Annotated in this window: 13 protein-coding genes; 7 read left to right on the top strand and 6 right to left on the bottom strand. The window is 55.4% G+C overall.

Annotated features, from left to right (window positions below; translation table 11 throughout):
* Window positions 1-28 precede the first annotated feature (28 nt).
* From PV433_RS27085 to mqnC, 4 genes are all read left to right on the top strand, one after another.
* Window positions 29-1,417, top strand: coding sequence for an extracellular solute-binding protein (locus PV433_RS27085; RefSeq protein WP_332075147.1), 1,389 nt, complete (start codon window positions 29-31; stop codon window positions 1,415-1,417).
* A gap of 270 nt (window positions 1,418-1,687) precedes the next feature.
* Window positions 1,688-2,680, top strand: coding sequence for a hydroxyacid dehydrogenase (locus PV433_RS27080; protein WP_332075146.1), 993 nt, complete (start codon window positions 1,688-1,690; stop codon window positions 2,678-2,680).
* A gap of 263 nt (window positions 2,681-2,943) precedes the next feature.
* Window positions 2,944-4,563, top strand: a complete 1,620-nt coding sequence (locus tag PV433_RS27075) for a hypothetical protein (protein ID WP_332075145.1) — start codon at window positions 2,944-2,946, stop codon at window positions 4,561-4,563.
* A 206-nt stretch (window positions 4,564-4,769) separates the two neighbouring features.
* Entirely contained in the window at window positions 4,770-5,909 is a 1,140-nt protein-coding gene (gene mqnC, locus PV433_RS27070) for a cyclic dehypoxanthinyl futalosine synthase (protein ID WP_332075144.1), read from the top strand.
* A gap of 581 nt (window positions 5,910-6,490) precedes the next feature.
* On the opposite strand, the gene PV433_RS27065 is transcribed toward mqnC, so the two are convergent.
* The 3 genes from PV433_RS27065 to PV433_RS27055 all read right to left on the bottom strand — a co-directional run bounded on the left by PV433_RS27065 (window position 6,491) and on the right by PV433_RS27055 (window position 12,016).
* Entirely contained in the window at window positions 6,491-8,377 is a 1,887-nt protein-coding gene (locus PV433_RS27065) for a DUF4838 domain-containing protein (RefSeq protein ID WP_332075143.1), read from the bottom strand.
* A 102-nt stretch (window positions 8,378-8,479) separates the two neighbouring features.
* Window positions 8,480-10,429 (bottom strand): alpha/beta hydrolase family protein, encoded by a 1,950-nt coding sequence (locus tag PV433_RS27060; protein ID WP_332075142.1) that lies wholly within the window; start codon window positions 10,427-10,429, stop codon window positions 8,480-8,482.
* Window positions 10,430-10,678: 249 nt separating this feature from the next.
* On the bottom strand, window positions 10,679-12,016 hold the full coding sequence (locus PV433_RS27055; protein WP_332075141.1) for an ABC transporter substrate-binding protein: 1,338 nt from the start codon (window positions 12,014-12,016) through the stop codon (window positions 10,679-10,681).
* 146 nt (window positions 12,017-12,162) lie between these two features.
* Here PV433_RS27055 and PV433_RS27050 point away from each other — a divergent pair, with 146 nt between their 5' ends.
* On the top strand, window positions 12,163-14,430 hold the full coding sequence (locus PV433_RS27050; protein WP_332075140.1) for a helix-turn-helix domain-containing protein: 2,268 nt from the start codon (window positions 12,163-12,165) through the stop codon (window positions 14,428-14,430).
* Between the two features lie 94 nt (window positions 14,431-14,524).
* Here the strand turns inward: PV433_RS27050 and PV433_RS27045 are convergent, their stop codons facing one another.
* The 3 genes from PV433_RS27045 to PV433_RS27035 all read right to left on the bottom strand — a co-directional run bounded on the left by PV433_RS27045 (window position 14,525) and on the right by PV433_RS27035 (window position 18,495).
* A complete protein-coding gene (locus PV433_RS27045) occupies window positions 14,525-16,141 on the bottom strand; it encodes an extracellular solute-binding protein (protein WP_332075139.1) in 1,617 nt (538 codons plus the stop codon).
* A gap of 343 nt (window positions 16,142-16,484) precedes the next feature.
* The gene (gene rbsK / locus PV433_RS27040; RefSeq protein ID WP_332075138.1) at window positions 16,485-17,408 is read right to left on the bottom strand and encodes a ribokinase; all 924 of its coding nucleotides are present in this window, start codon (window positions 17,406-17,408) and stop codon (window positions 16,485-16,487) included.
* A 208-nt stretch (window positions 17,409-17,616) separates the two neighbouring features.
* On the bottom strand, window positions 17,617-18,495 hold the full coding sequence (locus PV433_RS27035; RefSeq protein ID WP_332075137.1) for an SMP-30/gluconolactonase/LRE family protein: 879 nt from the start codon (window positions 18,493-18,495) through the stop codon (window positions 17,617-17,619).
* A gap of 233 nt (window positions 18,496-18,728) precedes the next feature.
* Between PV433_RS27035 and ytxC the strand changes: the two genes are divergently transcribed.
* Window positions 18,729-19,649, top strand: coding sequence for a putative sporulation protein YtxC (ytxC, locus tag PV433_RS27030; RefSeq protein WP_332075136.1), 921 nt, complete (start codon window positions 18,729-18,731; stop codon window positions 19,647-19,649).
* 403 nt (window positions 19,650-20,052) lie between these two features.
* Entirely contained in the window at window positions 20,053-21,990 is a 1,938-nt protein-coding gene (thrS, locus tag PV433_RS27025) for a threonine--tRNA ligase (RefSeq protein ID WP_332075135.1), read from the top strand.
* Window positions 21,991-22,314 lie beyond the last annotated feature (324 nt).

Raw genomic sequence — 22,314 nt, 5'->3', positions numbered from 1 at the left:
GTAAATATTTGGAAAGGATGGGGTGGGTATGGCGAGTAGGCCTAGCCGGGCCACGCTTTCGAAACGGATGGATGATATGGTGCGAACGATCCGCGACGATATCGTATCCGGCAAACTGAACGTGGGCGATTTTTTGCCGTCGGAGCGGGAGCTCGGAAAAGTGTACTGCATCAGCAACAAATCGGTTCGCCAATGTCTCGACGCGCTCGTGTCCGAAGGCCTGATCGAGAAAATTCCGAAGGTCGGCAACCGGATCGCCGGCGTATCGGACGGCAACTCCGTAACGATTCGTTTCGGCTGCCACCAGACGACGATCGAAGAAGCCGATCTGGGCACCCTGATCTCCAAATTCCACAAGCTGTATCCGCGTATCCGGGTTCAGCCGATGATGCTGGAACATTATGTGAGTATCCGCCAATCGCTTGAGAGCGGGATTATGGATGTCGTCACGGTGAATATTCCGAATTTTAACGAGATGATCGAGCATGACGCCTTGCATTTGCTGGAAGACCAGCGGCCCAGCGGCGACATCTACCCGTATCTGAACAAAGCGTTTACGCATGAAGGACGGCAATCCGTGCAGCCTTTCCTGTTCTCCCCGGTCGTATTGTGCTATAACCGGAAGCATTTTCAGGAAAGTCAGCTGCACGAGCCCGACAGCAGCTGGACCTGGGACGATTTGAAGCAGGCCGCGGCGAAGCTGTCGGTCCCCAGCGAACGTTACGGTTTTTACTTCTTCCTGCTGTCCTGCAACCGTTGGCCGGTATTTCTGCTCCAGAGCGGGATGCGGCTGCCGCCCGAAGACGAACCGATCCGGCTGTACGGCTCGCCTTGGATGGAGGCGCTTCGGCTGTGCCGGGACACGCTGCTCAGTCAGACGAACCTTCCGTTTTTCTACGAGGAGGCGGATGCGGAGAAGCTGTTCCTGCAGCAGAAGGTGTCGATGATCATGACGACCTATTTCGGCTTGAACGAGCTGAGGAAAGCCGACTTCGAATACGACATCGCTCCGGTTCCAGCCTTCGAAAATCCGAAAACGCTGCTCGTCTCGATCGGTCTTGGGATCAACGCCAAGTCCGAGCAGAAGGAAGCGTCCCAGACCTTTATCGACTTTATGACCTCTTACCAGGCCCAGCTGTCGATCCGCCAGCGGACGCTCAGCATCCCGGCCTTGAAGCCTGCAGCCGAGTGGATGGGACCGGAGACGATGTACCGGCCGATCAGGTATCCGATGCACCGCGATATTGTGCCGACCTACAGGATGTACACCGATCTGAACGTAACGTTCGAGATGCTGGTGACGATCATCAACGAGATGAAGCTGTACTGGTCGGGACTCGAATCCGAGCAGGCGGCTTGCGCCAAAATTGACGTAGCCCTGGAAGAGCTGCGCCGAAAAAAACGGCAGGAAGCATAAACAACCGGTCCTCGATCAGGCCGGTTTTTTTGCGGGCCAAAAGCGACGTAAAGCGCCAGGCGACAACGTTCGACAGTCTGCATTCACTAAAACAATCGGAATAATAAGAGACACATTCTAACTTCTAATTCGAATTTTGTGAGTTACGAATAAGTTACAATCAACACTTGGAAGCGATTTATTTCTTGACAAAGTCGTTTTTGATCCGTTATCATGAAGTTATTCAGAGTTAGTTGTGAGTCAAAAACGACATTAGAAAGCGGGAACAGCATGAATCGAATTGCCTTGTTGCCCGGTGCCGACGTCTGGGAAAGTATTGTAACTGAAAAATACTTAAATCAGCTTCGCCAAATGGGAGAACTCGTCGTCAATACGCTTCCCGGCGCGCCCTCGAAGGAACGAGTTGCCGAATTGATCCGCGATGCGGACTTTGCGATCACGTCCTGGGGATGCCCCGCCTTTGATGCCGATGTTCTGGGAGACGCTGGACGTCTGAAGCTGGTAGCTCATGCGGCCGGTACCGTGAAAGGAATTGTAACCCCGGAGCTGATCGAACGCGGCATACGCGTCAGCAGCGCCAATGATGCGCTCGGAGTCGGCGTAGCGGAAACAGCGCTCGCACTTACGATCACATCGCTCAAGCGGATGTGGGAGCTTTCCCAAAGTACCCGGGAAGGGACTTGGGAGGAAGGCAAGGAGCATATCCGGGAAATGTTCGATATTACGATCGGCGTCGTAGGCGCCGGTAAAGCCGGAAGGCATTATATTCGTCTGCTTCAACAGTTCGAGGTCGATATCGTTCTGTACGATCCGATCGTTTCCGTCCAGGAAGCCGTAGAGCTGGGCTGCCGCAAGGTCGAATTCGAAGAGCTGCTGGCAGTATCCGACGTCATCTCAATCCATGCTCCGTCGATCCCGGAGACGAACCATATGTTCAATGCGAAGGCGTTCTCGATTATGAAAGACGATGCGGTTCTGATTAACACCGCACGCGGGAGCCTTGTTCACGAATACGAGTTGGCGGCCGAACTGGCCAAAGGGCGGTTCACGGCATGCATCGACGTCACCGAACCGGAGCCGCCGAGTCTGGACCACCCGTTCCGCAAGCTGCCGAACGTCATCTTGATCCCGCATATCGCTGGCGCGGTCAACAATGGCAAGCAGCGTATGGCGAGACACGCCGTCGAAGAAATTCGGCGCTTTATCGCCGGTCAGCCGCTTGAAGGCGAAGTGAACCTGCAGAACCTTCACGTCATTGCCTAGTTTTCCCAGCGTGACAGGAATTGATCTTGATCCTGTCATCGCTTTACAATTCAAGTGGAAGCGTTTGCTGGTCGAATGCCAAGGAAACTAGTGGAGAATTCTATTCAGGAGGTGAGGCGAGACCGTCGATCACGGAATGGGCCTAACGGCCGGAAACCGTCTGAATTTGAATGAATGGGCACGATGAAGGGGATCAGTCGCCAACGTTTTTTACAAAATACCGGAGCTGCTGCGGCATCATATCGGAGGAGGAATTCCATTCCATGAAAACTTTGAAAGTATTAGGGGCGGTCGTAATCGCCAGCACGATGGTACTTACCGCTTGCGGTGCGAAAGAAGAGCAGAAGCCTGCTGCCGGCGGGGATAACGCATCGGCTGGCAACGCGACTAACAATCAGAAGCTGGATCTTCGTTGGTTCCTGTTCGCGCCTGCAACGGCGAACTTGCCTTCGGCCGATAAAGACTTCGTCAAGAAGACGATCGAAGAGAAGTTCAATGTCAATCTGAAAGTAGAATATTTGCCGTTCGGTACGGACTATGATACGAAAATCAACGTAATCATGACCGGCGGAGATCATCCGGACATGTTCCTGGCTAACGGTGCAGCGAGCCAAAAGTTCGCGGTTGACGGATTGCTGGCAGATCAGAGCAAATTCGTAACCAAGCAAACGATGCCCAACTATTTCAAATGGATTACGGAAGACGAAATTAAAAACTACCAGTTGAAGGGCATCACGCATTCCCGTTCGCCAATGCCGTTCCAACGCGGGACGTATGGTTCGTTCTATATCCGGAAAGACTGGCTCGACAAGTTCGGCCTGCAGCTTCCGAAGTCGTATGACGAGCTGATGACGGCGATGAAGAAGTTCTCGCACGAAGATCCGGACGGCAACGGCAAGAAAGATACGTACGGATTCAGCGCGGCTGCTGCCGGTAACCGGATTCCGCTTGACTTCCCGGCATGGATCAAAAACGGACTTGTAGCCGACTTTATGATCGACGAGAAGAACCTGGAATTCGTAGAAGTGCAAAGCGATGCGAAGGTACAGCAGGTTATTACGGACATAAAAGAAATGATCGCAGCAGGCGTAGTCGATCCGGACTGGTTCGTTAACAAAACGCCTCAGCATTTCGACAAAGCGGCTCAAGGCAAAGTCGGCGTAGTGTTCGCAACCGACCGCAATATCGCTCTGGACTCCGTTCCTACAAGCATTCAAGCGCGTACGAAGCTGATCGACCCGAAAGCCGATTGGCAGCCGATCTTCCCGTTCAAGGATCAGCCGTACGGCTGGAAGCAAGGTACTCCAGGGGGAGCAAGCCCGTTCCTGTTCTCGAAAGCTGTAGCCGACAAAAACCCGGAAAAAGTTCAACGCTCCGTTCAAATTCTCGACTGGCTCGCCAGCGAAGAAGGCTACCTGATGACCCACTACGGTCAAGAAGGCAAGCACTATAAGAAAGAAGGCAAGAAAATTACGATCGACCCGGCCGCTTACGAAGCCGACGTTACGAAAAACGGCAACTTCCTGGACATCTGGAGATTCTTCACGAACTTCGACGATCCGACGGTTCATGGCCTCGAGATCATCGATCCGCGCGTATCCGACCGCGACCGTGCCGTACTCAAGTTCGTTCAAGAGATTCCGAAGCATAAGGGAGAGCCTGTAACTCTGGCTCCGCCTCAAGGCATGAATATCGGCGACTATCGTAAAGAAATGGCTCGTCTGCAAATGGTTTCTCTAATGGACGACAAGGACGCATCGAACTGGCCGAAATACCGGGAAGAACTGATGACCAAGTACAAAGGAAAAGAGATCTTCCAAGCGTATGTCGACCAAGTCAACTCAGTAAGACCGGCTGACAAGCAATTGAAGCCGTTCAAATAAAAAAAGTGTGTTTTGATTCGAAACGTGCTTTGCAAAGCTATCCAAACCCATAACCCATGCAAGGAGGCCGTCCCGATCCGGGGCGGCTTCTTTGCGTCGTAAGCCGCGTTTTTGCGTCCGCACCTGTCGATGAATTGCCAAGTTTCATTCTGTTTTTCCGGTGGGCGATATGGTACGATAGAATTACATGCGAAGGAGTGATTAGGATGAGCCGGATCGACCGCATATTAGACAAAGTGCTGGCGGGGGGACGACTGGATTTGGAGGATGGGCTCGCGCTGTACGACTCCGACGAGATCGAGAAGATGGGCGCGGCCGCCAACCAGATCATGCTGAGATTTCATCCGGATCCGGTTGCGACGTTTGTGATCGGGCGGAACGTTAACTATACGAACATTTGCGATGTATACTGCCGGTTTTGCGCGTTTTACCGGGCGCCTGGCTCCAAGGAAGGCTACGTCCTGCCGGACGAGACGATCTTCCAGAAAATTCAGGAGACGATCGATGTCGGGGGAACGGAAATATTGATGCAGGGCGGCACGAATCCGAATTTGCCGTTCAGCTATTATACGAATATTTTAAAGGAAATCAAGAAACGGTTTCCGGATATTACGATGCATTCCTTCTCTCCGGCCGAGATCTGGAAGATGAAGGAGGTTTCCGAAGGCTTGTCGCTGGAGGAAGTTGTTCGTCAAATTCACGAAGCCGGCCTTGACTCGCTGCCGGGCGGCGGAGCGGAGATTCTGGACGACCGGACGCGCCGCAAGATCAGCCGTCTGAAGGGCAGTTGGACCGAATGGATGGACGTCATGCGCACGGCGCACAAGATCGGGATGAACACGACGGCTACGATGGTCATCGGATTCGGGGAATCGATGGAAGAGCGCGTGCTGCACATGCTGCGCGTCCGCGAAGCCCAGGACGATTGCATTAATAATAAATACCCGTCGCCGGGCTTCCTGGCGTTCATCTCGTGGACGTTCCAGCCGGACAACACGAATCTGAAAGCCGAGAAGCTGGGAGCCGACGCGTACTTGAAAAACGTGGCGATCAGCCGCCTGATGCTCGACAACATCCCGAACTTCCAATCGTCGTGGGTAACGATGGGACCGGAGGTCGGCAAGCAGTCGCTCCATTTCGGCTGCAACGATTTCGGCAGCACGATGATCGAGGAGAACGTCGTATCGGCCGCAGGCACGACCCACAAGGTCAACATCGGCTCGACGCTCGACCTGATCCGTCAGGCTGGCAAAATCCCGGCGCAGCGCAATACGAAGTATGAGATTTTGCGCGTGTTCGATGATGCGAATGCGAAGGTTGAGAATGATTTTGTGATGCAGAATTAGGTTGGGGATTTGTGCGATTTCGATGAATGAGGTAAATATATCATAGGTAGATTAACGGGGATGTACCACACGTAATGGTGCATTTACCCTGTTAATGGACGGTAGTAACTACAACGCTTGTCTGTATTAATCTCTCTGGAAGGGATTAGTAGGGGCAAGCGTTTTAGTGTGTGGAGGAGATGATAGGGGGCTATGAAGCGTTATGGAACCGGATGCTTCGGGAAGTAAAGAAGCAGGCATACCATTCCGGCTCTACTTTTAATAGATCTAAGCGAAAGAAGGTCCCCTTTTTACTTGTCTTATCTGCAAGTGACGCAGTTTGCCTATCGGGAATGGAATGGCTGTTAGGCTTTCTGCCCTGCTTCAAGCGGAGACAGGGACCCGAATAGGAGCGGTTTGTGAGGCAATCGATTCCTTGTGTAGAAGTGATAGCAGGCCGTTCCAAGTGAAAAGTTACCTTCTTCTGCTCAAACAGGTTGTCCGGAATCCCTTGATTGAACAAGGATTGTAAGGTAGGGGATTCCAGACAAAACTCGCCAGAAGGTAATCTTTCCCTTTCCACTTGGAGCACGCTACCTACCTCACAAGCCGCGGAATTGTTCGTCCAGCTCAGCGCCGCTTGGGCCGCCGGCACCGGGAGTTGTTCGATCCCAGCCGGTTGTCCGGCTCAGTACCGTAGGAATGCTCCGCCGCTGCTCGGACGACAGTAGCGCATCGTAGGAGATGACGTGTCTGGCGGAGATTTCTTTCCGGTACCGGTCGAGTTCTTCACTTTTCGCTATAAATTGCTCCCGCGTCGCTCCGTCCGGACGCGACTTCTCATAGCCGTACCGGATCACCTCACGGGTCAGCTCCAGATGGCGCAGCCCTTCGCGCAAAAAGGCGATGCGCTGCTTCACTTCCTCTGCGCCATCGTCACTGTCGCCGGCTACAGTCTGATCGGCTCGGTCGAGGAGGGCGTACGCTTCACCGAGCACTGAGTCCGTATACAGATACGGAAGCGTGTACCAGCCGCTGTTGAGCGGGGAGCCGGGAAGGTCATACTGCCTGACGACGGTTTCGAACCGGCCGTTCGGGTCCATCGTAACACCGTTGCCGGCGGATACGTTGTAGGCCGTTTTCTCGGAGAAGCGCTCCCAGTAGCCGATATAGTCCTGAATGATCGGCGCAGCCTTGCCGAAGGCAGACGCGTATTCGGCTATAACGTCGTCCACGGACAATTCGGGACGCGCCGACAGCCGGGCGATTAAGTAATAGTTAAGTCCCTGCGTCCCCCAGTACCCCATAATGCTGTCAAAGTCGAAGCCGATCATGCCGTGCTGCTGGGCGAACTTGAAATAGTTGCCCGTCGCATGCAGCATCAGGTTCGGGGCGATCGCTCCCGAATGCCACCAGTTCGGGCGCAGAAACAGCTTCGCCACGGTATCGTGCCACCCCTGCCATTGTTCATACGCCTGGAAGGTGTGCACGAAGCCGATCACCATGCCGTCCTTCAGCTTCAGGCCGTTGGGAGGCGGCTCCTTGTAGGAGCTGTAGGCGTAAGTTGAAAGTGTTACGTTAGGGTTGAGCACACGCATCTTGCCGAGCAGCCGGTTCCAAAACTTGACGTATCGCGCGGTAAGCTGGCCTTCGGCTTTCCAGATCGCGTCGATCGATTGCCCGGCCGGTTCGTCCATCGCGAGACAGCCTGCGCTGATGCAGAAGCCGCTTCCGTCGTTGGGAGACACGTTCCAATTGTCTGGCGATCCCGCCGCTTGCCATTCGCGGATAATAACGTCGTCGACCGCTTCGTTGCTGAGGTCCAGCTTGACCCGTTCGGAGAGGACCTGCTTCTGGCCGGCGGGCGGCTGCGCGAAGTATTCGGGATGCGCCTTCCCGTATTTGTCATACCACGCCGTGAAGGCATGGCCGAAGGCAAACTGGCTGCGGCTTCCCATCAGATGGACGCCTAACCAGCGCTCGATCTCCGGCCCTTTCTCGATCGTCCGCAATCTCCGCTGTTCCGCTTCGGGCTGTCGGGTCACGTCCATGTCGGGCAGTTCCAGCGTGTCCCGGCGGGGGACGTATGTGCCGAGCTCGCCCGGCCACAAGTAACGGACACCGATAGATTCGTCGAGGAAATAACTTACCGCATATAAGATGGCGGCATTGCTCGCTCCCGTCAGGACGAGCCGGTTGTCTCTCACCGCGACCCGGTAAGCTTCCTTCTCCAGATCGGCGGGACGTATACCCGCCGCTTCCGTCATCGGGCCGGGCCCGACCAGGATGCGGATATGGGACTCGGGTACGTCCAGACGTTCCAGTTCCTCCGCGTCCACAACAGGCAGGTCGGCTCCGGTCGCTTTGCGAATCCGGCTGCGCAGCTCGTCGATCGCTTCCTTGCCGATCGCGCCATTTTGCCGTACGATGACCGCCCTAGATTCCCCTTTGTATACCAAGTACAAGTTGTTCTCGTGGTCCTTAAGCATGATAACGCCTCCGATGCATGCAAGGAGGAATAAGAATAGCAGAATAGCCAACCAAGAAGCTTTGCGCATCCTTCCTTCCTCCTTTTTGAATTGTGACGCCTTTTATGTCCACCGCTCTATATCCGGCAAGTCGAAATACCGGAGCATACCGGGCATGATGATGCCTTCGCTGTCCAGCGGATCGTACTCACGCGAACGAACGAAGTCGGCGATGCTGCTTATCCCGTTCACAGTTTCGACCTGCTTCAACCGGTCGTCCAGGATCGCGGCCAATGCTGCGTACATGCCGAACCGTCCGTCCGCATACAGCCGGATGTCGGGATTCTCTCCGCCGCTGAGCGACTCAACGAGATCGAGGGCGCGCACGACGTCGAACGTCCGCAGTGCGGCCAAGCTGTCATCCAGCCAATACAGATCGGTCGCAAACTTATGGATCGTGCCGAAAAAATCGTGCATGCCGCCGGCCGCCGTAACGCCGTTCGGCATAACCGTTCCATCGCCGGATACGTCTAGGACGAATACCGCCCGGCCGGCCTTGCACGTTTCGCGAATCCAGCGAAAACGCGGGCCGATGCTTTTCGTGCCGCGCGCCCACAGGCCGATTGTGACAGACGCCGGCCCCTCGCATTCGCTTGAACGGAATAGCAACCCATGATTGAACAGCGACGTCTGGCTCCACCACAGGATACGTTCGATGCTGAGCTCCTCGTCCAGCTCGCCGAGTAAAGCCCTCCGCGTATTAAGCGGACAGGCCGATCGCCCGCCGTATACCCGCTCGCGCAGCCAGACGAGTGCCCGCTCCTTCCTTGCCGGCTCCGGCATCGCGGTTGAAGCTTCTTCCAGAAGGGCAAGCCGGCCGCAGTTCGCCTCATGGATGGCGTGCGCATCGACTCTGTCGCCGCGCAGCTGCCCGCTTTTCGTGCACCTAAGCAGCTCCGGGGAAATTGGTTGTATCCCTTCCCACGAGCAAACGGGCGGCTTGCCCAGCAGATGTTTGCTGAAAAATACAGCCGCCGCTTTCGCCATAGGAGGCGAATACGTATGGACGCAGGCGTCTTCGAAATATTCCAGCTCCGCTTCTCCGCAGTTGCCATACATGTCCCAAAACCGTTTCGTCCGCTCAACCGTTCTGCGGGTTCCTTCGATCGGGAAGAAATCGTACTCCGCCGCCAAGACGAGCGCGGGACGCGGCGCCATAGCCATCAGCAGGTCTTCATGATCGAAACCAAGCTTCGTAAGGCCTGGCCATATTTGCTCCGCGTCTTGCGCCTGTCCCGCGTACATATAGGACTCGCGATTCATAATGAAGGCAGCGGGCGCGGCAGCCGCGATGCGGGGATCGCACAGCATCATCATGCTTGTCTGCATCCCGCCGCCGGAACAGCCGGTGACCCCGATTTTCGCCGGATCGACCTCCGGCCGCGTGCAGAGATAATCGACCGCGCGCATCGCGTCGTGAATGAAGTAGCGGGCTGAGCAGTCGCCGAGCGGCAAGCTTTGCCTGCCGGCATATTCGTGCTCCCGCGTGGAGGCGGCAACCCTGGTAGCGCTCGTATCGCGGTCGTAATAGCTGAGCCGCTCACCCTGGCCGATCGGATCGATCGTCAGCACGATCAGACCGGCGCGAACGAGATGCTGCGAGACGATCTGATACACGTCGCCCTGCTTGGCCAGAGGGTTGTGCCCGCACAAGTGCAGCACCGCCGCGGAAGGCGCGCCGGTTCCTGCAGGAATGTACAAGTTTGCCGTCACCCAATGGTTCGGCCGCGATTGGAATATTACTTTGTCGATCGTATAGCCGTCGCGCTGTAAAGTACCGGTAAGGAGCGGATCGAGCGGGCAATCGCTCGGCGGAAGACCGCCAAGCGATTGGATAAACGCGCTCCTCATCCGGCTTTTGCGCCGTTCCAATTGCTCCAGGGTAACAACTTCGTCCCGGTCCCGGTCCCCCGCAGCGAAAGCTTCCGCCGAACGGCTGTAAACATGCCGCTTCAACTGATCGTTGACATCGTAGATGCCCAGCTTGCCATGTTCCAGGTCGGTTACGTTCATCGGAATTCCTCCCGTGCATCAATCTGATTCTGTTTTTCCTTGCCGCGCGCCGCTTACTCGATGATTTTCTCGATCACCACATCATCAAGCCATACCGATCCGCCGACGCTGACTTGCTCAAAAATCCGCGTTGGCGAGCAGGGACGCTACCTGCATGCACCAGCCGTTTTCCTGCGGACGCCCCGCCCTCCGCGTAACCTGCCGCGGGAGCGTGGATAAGTTTCGATTCATATTCGGGCCTCCCCGCACTTATTTCTTCATCTCGCTCTCCACATATTTCTCGGCTTGCTCCTGCGCGCTGCGAATCGCACTGTTCAGATCGGTCTCGCCCGTGACGAGCTTCAGCACATTCGGCGTCAGGAACGACAATATTTTCGTATCGTAGATGCTTTTGTACGCCATCGGAGCCAAGTTGTTGTAATAGACAGCGCCCCAGTTTTTCCCTTTGTGCTGGCTTTCCGTGCCGATTGCTTTTTTGATCGTATCGTCGTTCAGTACAGTCATATACCCTTGCTTGGAGAAGTTCATCTGCATCTCGGCCGACGTCATATATTTAATGACTTCCATCGCGGCGTCTTTATTTTTTGACGTTTTCGTGATCGCGAAGGTTTTCGGATTCGCCTGCGAGCCCAGCTTCGGCTTGTCTTTCAGGACCGGAAGCGAGACGAGGTCCCAATCGATGTCCTTGACGTGCTGAGGGCCGTCGAACGGAAACTGCGAGTTGAACACCATCATCGCCAGCTCCTGCGAGGCGGTCATCTCGGTGTAATACGGCACCTTTTTCTTCGTAGTGGCCCATTCCTTGTATCCGGAAGTCGCCTGGTTCAGGAAATACGTCTCCAGCGCCAGCCGCCACCGTTCGTCGGTCAGCATCGGTTTCTTGCTCTGCGGGTCGTAGAGCGGCATCGAATACTGGCTCATATTGAGAATATGGGCGGGGGATGCCGAGTACCCCATATAGGAGACGCCGCCTTCGCTGCGGGTCAGTTTCCGGTTCAGCTCGCCGACCTCGTCCCACGTCATGCCGTCTTTCGGATACGGAATGCCGAACTTGTCGAAGATGCCTTTGTTGTAAAACATCACCTGAACCAGATTCGTCACCGGCAGAAAGTACAATTTGCCGTCGCCCATCGTCTTGATCCCGTCGATCAGCGTCGAATCGAACTTGGTCAGATCGACGCCGTGTTTCTTGATCAGCTCGGTCATATCGAGCTTCATATCAAGCCCGAACAGCGGGTCCGGCATGCCGTTAATGCCTGCGATAATAATATCCACGTGCTGACCGGCTACAATGAGATCTTGCAGCGTCGTGCCTTTCGCCGCCTGAATGTATTTGATCGTATAGTTGGGGAATTTTTGCTTGATGAAAGCGCCGTACGACTGGTTGAATACTTCCTCCGAAGCTCCGCCCTGATCTTGAATGACAAGCTCGACAGGCTCTTGGCTAACTTGATCTTCGACAGGCGGTTTAGCTGTCTCCTTGCCGCCGTTCCCGTTGCCTTCGCTCGTCGTATTGCCTCCGCACGCGGTCAGCAGACTTGCTCCTACCAGAACGCTGATTGCTGTCGTCCATACCTTGTTACTCATGGTTGGCACCCCTTATCGTTGTCGTCGAATGAATTCGTTCGGGGGGTCCCATTTCAGCCGTTGACCGGCATCGGGCCCGGACCCTATAATAAAATAGAATGGAAATCGATTACTACATCGCTTGAGTAACGCTAGGAGGAACGCTTATGATAAACCGCTTCGTTCCGCTGTCACTGAAGTGGAATTCCTTATTTGTCAGACTGCTTTCTTCCTTCCTGCTGCTGATCGTGCTGCTGCTTTCGTTTAATCTGTTCTCGTTCACTTTTTTCAAAACGAACGTTCACCGGGATATCGTCAGCTACAATATGCTGGGCTTGGCCAAATCGGTCGACAGCTACGAGAAGCATTTCAACCTGATCGAGTTTAATCTGATGCAGCTCGGCATGAGCCGGCCCGTTATGGCTTTGGGCAAAAGTCCGGACGTCTACGACTACACGCTGGCAGCTCAGGCGATCGAGCAAATGAAAACGCTAACCGGCAATCCGCTGTTGTTTCTGAACAATATTGTCCTCTACAATCCCGACCGGTCTTACTTTCTGGAGAAAAACGGGACCGGTGGCATGCCGGATCTGTTCACGAAGCAATATGCGAGCGATCGTTACGGTGCGGATTTCTGGGCGCAACAATGGAAGAGCGGCGGTTCAGCCTTCCGCCTGTTCCCTGCGGCCGGCTTTTATTCCACTTCGCCGATCAACGGCATCTCCGATAAAGGGATGCTGTTTCCCATCCTGATGAAATCCGGATCGTATGCGATTGCTGCTTTTCTCGACGCAGGAAAGCTGTTCGAACGGTTCCATGTCTCTCCGAACAATCAGTTCCTCATTCTGGGCCCGGACGGCCAGCCGCTGTTTCAGCACGGTGCGCCGTGGGAGATGAATACGCTTGCGCAGTCTTTCGGCTCCGGAGAAGGGCACGTGAAGAGCGGCGATAACTACTTGTTTTACAGAAAAGGCGCCGATACCGGCTTCACCTATATCAATATCGTTCCGTTCTCTCATATCGCGGGTCAAGTGTCCCGGCTTAACGCAGTGCTCGTTTCCGTTCTGGGGAGCGCGCTTCTTATCGGATTTTTCCTGGCGGTCGTGCTTAGTCTCAAGTTCAACAGTCCGATCCGCAAAATGATCTCCGGCTTCCAGAAATCGGGCTCTCCGCAGCCGTCCAAGACCAATATTCGCGAGCTCGATTGGATCAGCGACAAAATATCCGATATCGTGCGCTCCGAGCGTGAAATCCGCACCGATCTCGATCAGAAGAACGATCTGCTCAAATCGTACGGCTACTTGAGCAAGGTGAAAAACATGTATCAGCAAAGCCTGAACGAGCTGATCGACACCGATAAACCGTTCCGGCTGATCTTGTTCCGCCTGACGTTCACCGAGCGGTTCGACGGGTTGTCCGGCGAAGAACGCGAGAAGGCGTCCTATTATATCCGGGAGCTGATCGCTCTGCAGCTCGGCGAAGGTTTCGCGGAATCGACCACGCTGCAAGTGGAACGCGACCAAGTGCTTACGCTCGTGAGCGGCGAAGTGGATACCGGCGATATCCTGAACGTATTGAACCGCCTCAAGCATATTGCGGACCGGGACCAGACGTTTTTCCTGATGACGATAGCAGTTCCTCCGTTATCATGCCGCCCCGGCGAATTCGCATCGGCTTATGAGGAGGCCTGCCACATGCTTCTGGAACGACGGTTGGCCAGCGAGATCCAGATCGTCACGAAACGCTCGTCTGCCGCCCCCGATTTGCTGATCGCTCCGGCGGACGATCAGGAACTGTCGATCCAGCTGCAGGCCGGCGAGCGGGACCGCGTCTTCGAACTGCTCGGCAAATGCATACGCAGGCTGGAGGAGAAACATGCGAGCGCGCATCGCTTCGCTTTGTTCGCACAAGAAATATCGTCCAAGATCGAGAAAACGCTGCTGTTTTATCAGCTCGATACGAAAATTTTCCTGGAGCGTCATGCGCCCTTTGACCGGATCGGGAAGTGTACCGGAATCGGCCAGCTGGAGCGCCTGCTCGCGGATATGACCGAGGAAGCCTGCATGCTGGTCCAGGAAAAGAAAGCGCGCCAGGACCCGGTGAAAGACTTCGTTCTGGAATACATCATGACGCACTACCGTCAGGATCTGTCTCTGGAGACGGTCGCCGATCAGTTGCAAATGTCGCGCAGTTATTTATCCACCTATTTCCGGGACAAAACCGGCATGACCTTCACCGATTACCTGAACGCGCTCCGGATGAGCAAAGCCAAGGAGCTGCTTAGCTCCGGCGAAGACCTCCGGATTGGCGAAGTGGCCGGGGAGATCGGTTACCGGAACGTCAATTCATTTATCCGTATGTTCAAGAAAATATATGGCGTTACGCCGGGCGAATATCGCCGGATCGCTCTGCAAGACAGGATCGGCCGAGGGTAAGCGCAGGCGGTACCCGGGCGGCTACCAGCTCGCGGCTGACGCTTCTGCCTGGAATGGCAGCCTCAGCCTGCGGGTCGGGCCTTGTCCACGGCGCTTACGGCGCCGGGGCGCCCCTGTGGCGGTCGTACTGCCGCTGCTTCGCCTGCAGAACGCGATCCAGTCCGAGTGAGACAACCGTAGCGTTGAACCGCTCCCAGTCGATCGTCTCCGGTCCGGTAATGAAGCGGGCCAAAGCCGATTCGACATAGGCGCGCAGCGGGGCGCCGTACAGCGCGTCCGTCTCCTTCTCCTCGGGAGTAGGAAGCGTCAGCGATATCGCCGGGATCAGATAGGGCTTCACTTTGTTGGCAAGCTCCGCGCCGACCGGATCGGATTCGAGCATCGCCTGCGGCTGAAGCGACAACGGTCCCTTGTCTGCGCGAATCCACGGCAGCGTCGGCATCGCCCCTAACGATCGGAGCAGCCGGGTCAAGTCCAACCCGTCCGGATGATTAGTCGCATATTCGGTAAACCGCGGCTTGCCGTCCGCCATCGTATAGCTGAGCCCTTCGACTCCGAAATTGACGATCCGGCTGCCTTCCTCGCTCGCATAGATGTAATCGAGCCAGCGGATCGCGAGTTCCGGATTCGGGCTGCTGCTCGATATGCCGAACCAGGAGCTGACCGGGCCGTATATCTCATAAAATCCGCTGCCATCCTTTGCTTTAGGCGGTGCGGTCATCACCCATTCCGCATGCGGATCGCCCGCCTGGCGATTGCCGAGCTCGTATTTGGGCCGCAGATTCAGGAAGCCGTTAAGCGCGCCTACACGTCCCGCCGATACCTCGGACAGAAACGAATCCATCGATTTCGTCAAAAAGTCCGGCGCCAGCAGCCCCTCGGCATACAAGTTGCGCCACCATTCCACCAGTTCTTTCGTTTCCGGCTCCAGCCACTCATACTTCACCGTGCCGTTCGCATCCGGGTAAAACCCGTCGCTGTAAAAAAGATGGCCGCCGACGGCGCTTCCGAACAGCTTCAACCCTTTCAGCCCCAAATCCGGCAGCAGCGGTATTTCGTCCTGAAGGCCGTTGCCGTTCGGGTCGTTCTCCTTAAACGCTTTCAAGACGGCGTACCATTCGTCCAGGGTGGACGGTTCCTGCAGCCCGAGCCGGTCCAGCCAATCTTTGCGGATCATCAGTCCGTACGGATCGGTGTAAGCGACGCCGGTCACCACGGATGCAAGCGCATACAGTTTTCCGTCCGCAAGCCGCAGTTTTTTGTCGATTTCCGGATTTTCCCGTAGGAAGGCGGCTATGTTAGGAGCATGTGCGGCAATCAGATCGTCCAGCGGAACGATCGTCCCCTTGCCGGCCAACGTGACCGGATCGCTGTCCGGAATGTAGAAAATATCCGGCAAATCAGTGCCTTTCGACAGCCTCAGCCGAATCGAATCGCCGAATTGTTCTCTGGGAAGCACTTCCCAATCAATTTGCACGCCGGTCCGTTTCTCGATTTCCTGCCATACCGGCAATTGATCCGTATAGCTGTTGCCCGCAAAGTAATTGTCGTTGGTCGCCACTCGGAGGACGGGTTTTCCGCCGGACACCGGTCCGGGTGAGGTAATAACGTCTTCCGGTTGCTTGACCGGGGACTCTTGCCGGCAGCCTGATCCAACGGTCAGGATAGATGCGATAGCGATCGCCGCCGCGATCGGCCTTCTGCTTCTCATGGAATAAGCCCCTTCCGATCGTTGAATATCCCGAAGGATGTTCAAAATCTGTGCTGCAAAGTCGTTCGCCTGGCTTGTAATTGTCCCTATCGTACAATAACCAGGGACGATTCGCGACTACTTTTTCCTCCTTTCCTTTTACCGTTTTTGCGAACTTCTTGAGCAGCTAGGGCTTTCCGCTACGTCCGTGCAAACGGACGATGCCAGCTACATTGAATGTAACTGGCACCGGTACGGCTGTATATCGCATTTTCGTCTCATTATCGCCGCATTGTCGCTTTTTCCGACGATCCGCATATAATCGAACGATCGGCATAGTCCGGGATACGCCGGCCGGGAGTGACTACCGTCCCGCTTCCATAACCTCGTCCAGCGTCGGCATGCCGTCCTGCGCGCCGAACTTCGTAACCGACAGCGAAGCGGCTTTGCCCGCAAAGGCGATCGCCTGGTGGAGCGTCCATCCGAGAGCGAGTCCGTAGCTTATAGCGGCGTTAAACGAATCGCCTGCGCCGGTTGTATCTACGACTTGTACCTTCATAGCCGGGACGGTTACGAGTGATCCGCTGTCGTCCACATACGAGCTTCCTGCCGCTCCGCGGGTGACCACGAGCTTATGGCCATGACGCCGCTCCCAATCGGTCATGCTTTGCTGCCAGGCGGCTTCCGAATCGGGCTCTACGCCACTCAGAGCGGCAAATTCGGTCTCGTTGGGCGTCAATAGATCGACCAGCCGAATCAGCTCATCGGGCAGCGGTTTGGCCGGGGCAGGGTTCAGCACCGTCTTTACTCCTGCGGAACGGGCGATCGTGAGTGCTTGACGTACGCTCTCCAGCGGAATTTCCAGCTGCACGAGCAGCAGATCGGCTTGCCGGATAAGCGATTCGCAGGAGGAGACTTGATCCGCTGAGCAATGTTCGTTAGCTCCGGCTACGATGGCGATACAATTATCTTGACGGGTATGGAAAATAGTGGCTGTACCTGTAGATACGCCTTCCAATATAGAGATATGCTCCGTATTCACTCCATGGCGTTTCATTTGACCGATAATTTGATCGCCGAACGGATCGCCGCCTACGGCGCCGATCATGTCGATCTGAGCGCCCAGGCGGGAACAGCCGACGGCTTGATTAGCGCCTTTGCCCCCGGGAATATAGTGAATACTTTGGGCTTGAACGGTTTCCCCGACTTTCGGCATTTGTTCCATAGAAATGACGAGGTCCATATTTAAGCTTCCGACGATAACGATACGCGGAGTTTTGGCCGGCATCCGGGTTTCCCCCTTGTGTAGGTTCTATTAGGTTCTAATCGATAACAATTCCCTAATCAGAATAACGAATCGTCCCGCTTCGTGATATCTCGATGTGGGGGATTTTTTATACGATCCGGCTATCATTGAATCATTCTGCAAGGCATTTTACCCGTAAAAAAGAGCCCCGGCCCGGAACGAATCCGTTAGCCGGAGCTTGTAGGTATAATTAACCGCTGAATCCGTAAGTAGGTAAACCTTTAACAGCGGACCGGTAGACGTACAGCCCGCCAGCGAGCGGCTGATTCGCCAGACTTGCCTCTGAAATGCCGGTGCGTGCGGAGGTAATGTACAGCTCATCCAGATCGGGACCGGCGAACGAACACGAGCTGGATTGCTCGGACGGGACGTCCACTTTCAGCAAAAGCTCGCCTGTGGCGGGGTTCCATCTGCGGATGCCGTATCCTCCCCACAGGGCGACCCAGATCATCCCTTCCTCGTCGCAGGTCATCCCGTCCGGGACGGCGCCCGGTTCCGTTACTTCCACGACTACCCGGGGATTGCTGATCTCTCCGGTGGACAGGTCATAGTCGTAGGCCATCACTTTTTTCGTAGGGGAGTCGATATAATACATCGTGCGGTTGTCCGGGCTCCAGGCAAGTCCGTTCGAGCACGATACGTTTTCCAGTACGGTACGGATCGTCAGATCCGGTTCCAGGCAATACAAGGCGCCTTGTCCGGGCGTTCCGTCCAACGACATCGTGCCGGCCCAGAATCGTCCGGCGGCGTCGCATTTCCCGTCGTTGAACCGGGTGTTCGGCTTGCGACCTTCCGGATTGCCGAGAAAAATCAGTTCTCCGGTTGCCGGATCGCAGGCGTAAAATCCGTCCTCCAAAACGATGACCGTCCCGCCCGATCTGCGCGGCACGACCGCACCGATTCTGGAAGGAACCGATATGGATGCGACCGTTTTTTGCGCGGCTACATCGTATGTATGCAACGTTTTTTCTTCGATATTGACCCAGTACAGGCAGCCGTTACGCTCGTCCCAGCTCGGTCCTTCTCCCAACGCCGCTTTGGCGTCCACTGCGAGTTCCGCTTGCGACATCCTGATATCCTCCCTAAGGCATATTTCCTACATTATACACTGTTTCGTCCGCTTGTGGTCATCAATTCGTCGGATCATCAGATAACCGCTGTTCAGGTGCCAAATTGTTGTTTGTATATCTCCTTTGCTCCAGCCATATACTTTTAGAAAGCCGTAATTGGTTCGGCCGCTGTATGTAAGGCTTCGGGTACGAAGCTGTTCGTATTACCGGTCGCAAGAAGGGAGTGAGTCAGGTGGAGCTGTTTGCCGTTACGCTAACGAAAGATTGGGCGTCCTACATCGACAAGCTGTACGTCAAGCTGTCGTTTGCCGCCCGGGATTTACATAGGAAGGGTCATCCGGTGCGGATCGAATGCGATACGTTCAAGACGCATACGACGCTGCGGTGCGTGGCGGAGCTGCCCGAATTCCGGCTCGACGAGTCGGGAACGGCGGTATTCCGGATGGCAGCCGATACGCTGGCCTCCTATATTTTGGACGAGATGGAGCCGCGTCTGCTGCGCGAGATCATCACGGGACCGTACCGATATACCGAAGAGGAAGAAATAACGTCCATCGAGCAATATTGCAAGCAGCTGCTGGGCGAGCCCGAGCCAAGCGAAAGTCTGCCCAAGCCGCGGCAGCGGACGCAGCATAAAATAGCCGATGCTTTGTTCGCCTATCTGGAAGAGCATAACCGGCTGCATCTGCTCGGCTTCATCCGGTTCCGGCTGGCCGACTATACCAGCGAGCTCCGCGAGGTGGCGGAGTATGCGATTGACGAATACATTATGGATATGCAGTATCAGGAGTTTATTTCGCTGCTGAAATATTTTGTATACATTCAGGAAACGAAAATTCCGGTCGCTCATCTGATGCATCACGGCGGCAGCGACTTTACGATGTACAACGAGCAGATGAAACCGATCAATACTTCCGAGTTCGAAGGGTTCACCATGGAGCTCATCGACAAGGAGATTAATTTCGAGGATATGATCGTGAGCACGCTCATCTCGGTATCGCCGCAAAAAATCGTCATTCATACCCGGGAGCCGGAAGAGCAGATTGTCAAGACGATTATGCAAATCTTTGAGAACCGGGCGATGGTGTGCACGTATTGCAAAGTGTGCGGAACTGTCCTGAGCGGAATGAACAAAGACCAGTCTTATCCATAATCGTGGGGAAGCACTCCGGATTGGCGGCCATTGACACACCCGTACAGATCTTGTATCATGAGTGCATATAAAACCGATAATAAGCAATGACCAAAGACATGAATCCCTGCAAGACTGTCCAGAGAGAGGAGACTCGCGCTGCAATCTCCTTCTGTTCGACCAGCGGATTTACCCCTTTGCAGCTTTGGCTCGAACCCGCGACAGGCGCGGCAGTAGAATCCAGCGTCTCATCCCCGTTACCGGATGCCATAAGGTTTCGTCTGCCATGGCCGGCAGCGAAGCGAATTAGGGTGGAACCACGAGAACAAACACGCTCGTCCCTTGCGGGATCAGCGTGTTTTTTGTTGTTTCGCCAAGTCCAACAACCGGTCCCTAACCGGGCACAAGCAGGAGGAAAACGAAAATGTCGATCAAGATCACCTTGCCGGACGGAGCGGTCCGGGAATACGAAACCGGGAGCACTATCGAAGACGTAGCGGGATCGATCAGCTCCGGACTGAAAAAAAACGCGGTAGCCGGTAAAGTGGACGGCAAAGTCGTCGACTTGAACCACAAGCTCGAAGGCAACGCGAAAGTAGAAATCGTGACGCTCGATTCCGACGACGGACTCGAAGTATACCGCCACAGTACGGCGCACTTGATGGCTCAGGCGCTTAAGCGGATTTACGGCGACAAAGGCGTGAAGCTCGGCATCGGTCCGGTCATCGAAGACGGCTTTTACTACGATATCGATCTGGAACAGCCGGTTTCCTCGGAAGATCTGGAGAAGATCGAGAAGGAAATGGAGAAGATCACCCAGGAGAATTTGCCGATCGTCCGCCGCGAAGTAAGCCGCGAGGAAGCGATCCGCATCTTCGAAGAGATGGAGGACCCGCTGAAGCTGGAGCTTATCCGCGATCTGCCCCAGGATTCGGTCATTACGATTTACGATCAGGGCGAGTTTTTCGATTTGTGCCGGGGGCCGCACTTGCCCTCGACCGGACGGATCAAGGCGTTTAAGCTGCTCAGCGTAGCAGGCGCTTACTGGCGCGGAGATTCCAAAAATAAAATGCTTCAGCGCATCTACGGGACCGCATTCCCGAAAAAGGCGCAGCTGGACGAGCATCTCGTATTGCTCGAGGAAGCGAAGAAACGCGACCATCGCCGGATCGGCAAAGATTTGAAGATGTTTACGTTCTCCAAGGAAGTCGGCCAAGGATTGCCGCTGTGGCTGCCCAAAGGCGCGAAGCTCCGCCGTCTGATCGAACGGTACATCGTCGATCTGGAAGAGTCGCTTGGGTACGACCATGTGTATACGCCGGTGCTCGGCAGCGTCGAATTGTACAAAATATCGGGCCACTGGGAGCACTATCAGGAAGACATGTTCCCGAAAATGGAGCTGGACAACGAGGAGCTCGTCCTTCGTCCGATGAACTGCCCGCACCATATGATGATTTACAAAAGCGATCTGAGAAGCTACCGCGATCTGCCGATCCGCGTAGCCGAGCTGGGCACGATGCACCGCTACGAGATGTCGGGCGCGCTGACCGGTCTTCACCGCGTACGCGCCATGACGCTGAACGACGCCCACATCTTCTGCCGTCCGGATCAGATCAAGGAAGAGTTTGCGCGCGTCATCGGCCTGATCCGCCAAGTGTACGAAGACTTCGGAATCAAAGACTACCGCTTCCGTCTGTCGTACCGCGATCCGAACGACACCGAGAAATATTTCCCGGACGACGCGATGTGGGAAATGTCCCAGCGCATGCTGAAGGAAGTCGTCGAGGAGATGAACCTTCCTTACTTCGAAGCGGAAGGCGAAGCGGCGTTTTACGGACCGAAGCTCGATGTGCAGATCCGCACCGCGCTCAAAAAGGAAGAAACGCTGTCGACCGCGCAGCTTGATTTCCTGCTGCCGGAGCGGTTCGGCCTCGAATATGTCGGCGAAGACGGCAACAAGCACCGTCCGGTTGTCATTCACCGCGGGATCGTGAGCACGATGGAGCGAATGACGGCGTTCCTGCTGGAAAACTTCGTAGGCGCACTGCCGACTTGGCTGTCCCCGGTCCAAGCCGTAGTCATCCCGGTATCCGACAAATTCGACGACTACGCGAAGCAAACGGTTGAGCGTCTGCTTGGCGCCGGCGTCCGCGCTGAAGCGGATCTGCGCAACGAGAAGCTCGGTTATAAAATCCGCGAGGCACAGCTCGAGAAGACTCCTTATATGCTCGTAGTCGGCGAGAACGAAGTGAATAACGGAACGCTTTCGGTGCGCAAGCGCGGCGAAGGCGATATCGGGGCCCATGGGACCGATGCCGTAGTGGCAATGATTACCGAAGAGATTCGCAGCAAAAAAGCTTAATGAGGTTGTTCACGCATTTAATGATACAGGCTATGACCAAAGACATGAATGCCGGCAAAGCTTCCCAGAGAGAGGGGAACAGGTGAAAGCCCCTCAAGCCGTAGCCGGACATTTACCGCTTTGCAGCCGCTATGGCGAACGGACGGACCGCTATTTTGGGGTCCCGTCTCACTAGCTGTAGCCGCCTCATCCCCGTTATCGGATGCCGTAAGGTAACGCACGCTTGCCGGTGAAGGAAGCGGCGGTACGAACTTAGGGTGGAACCACGAGACACACGCTCGTCCCTTTCTGAGGGATGGGCGTGTTTTTTCGTTCTCATAAACC

This window comes from Paenibacillus sp. GYB004 (assembly GCF_036577605.1).
Taxonomy (GTDB): Bacteria; Bacillota; Bacilli; order Paenibacillales; family NBRC-103111; genus Paenibacillus_AB; species Paenibacillus_AB oceani.
Note: the sequence above shows the minus strand (reverse complement) of the source record. Positions and strands in the feature narration are given on the sequence as shown.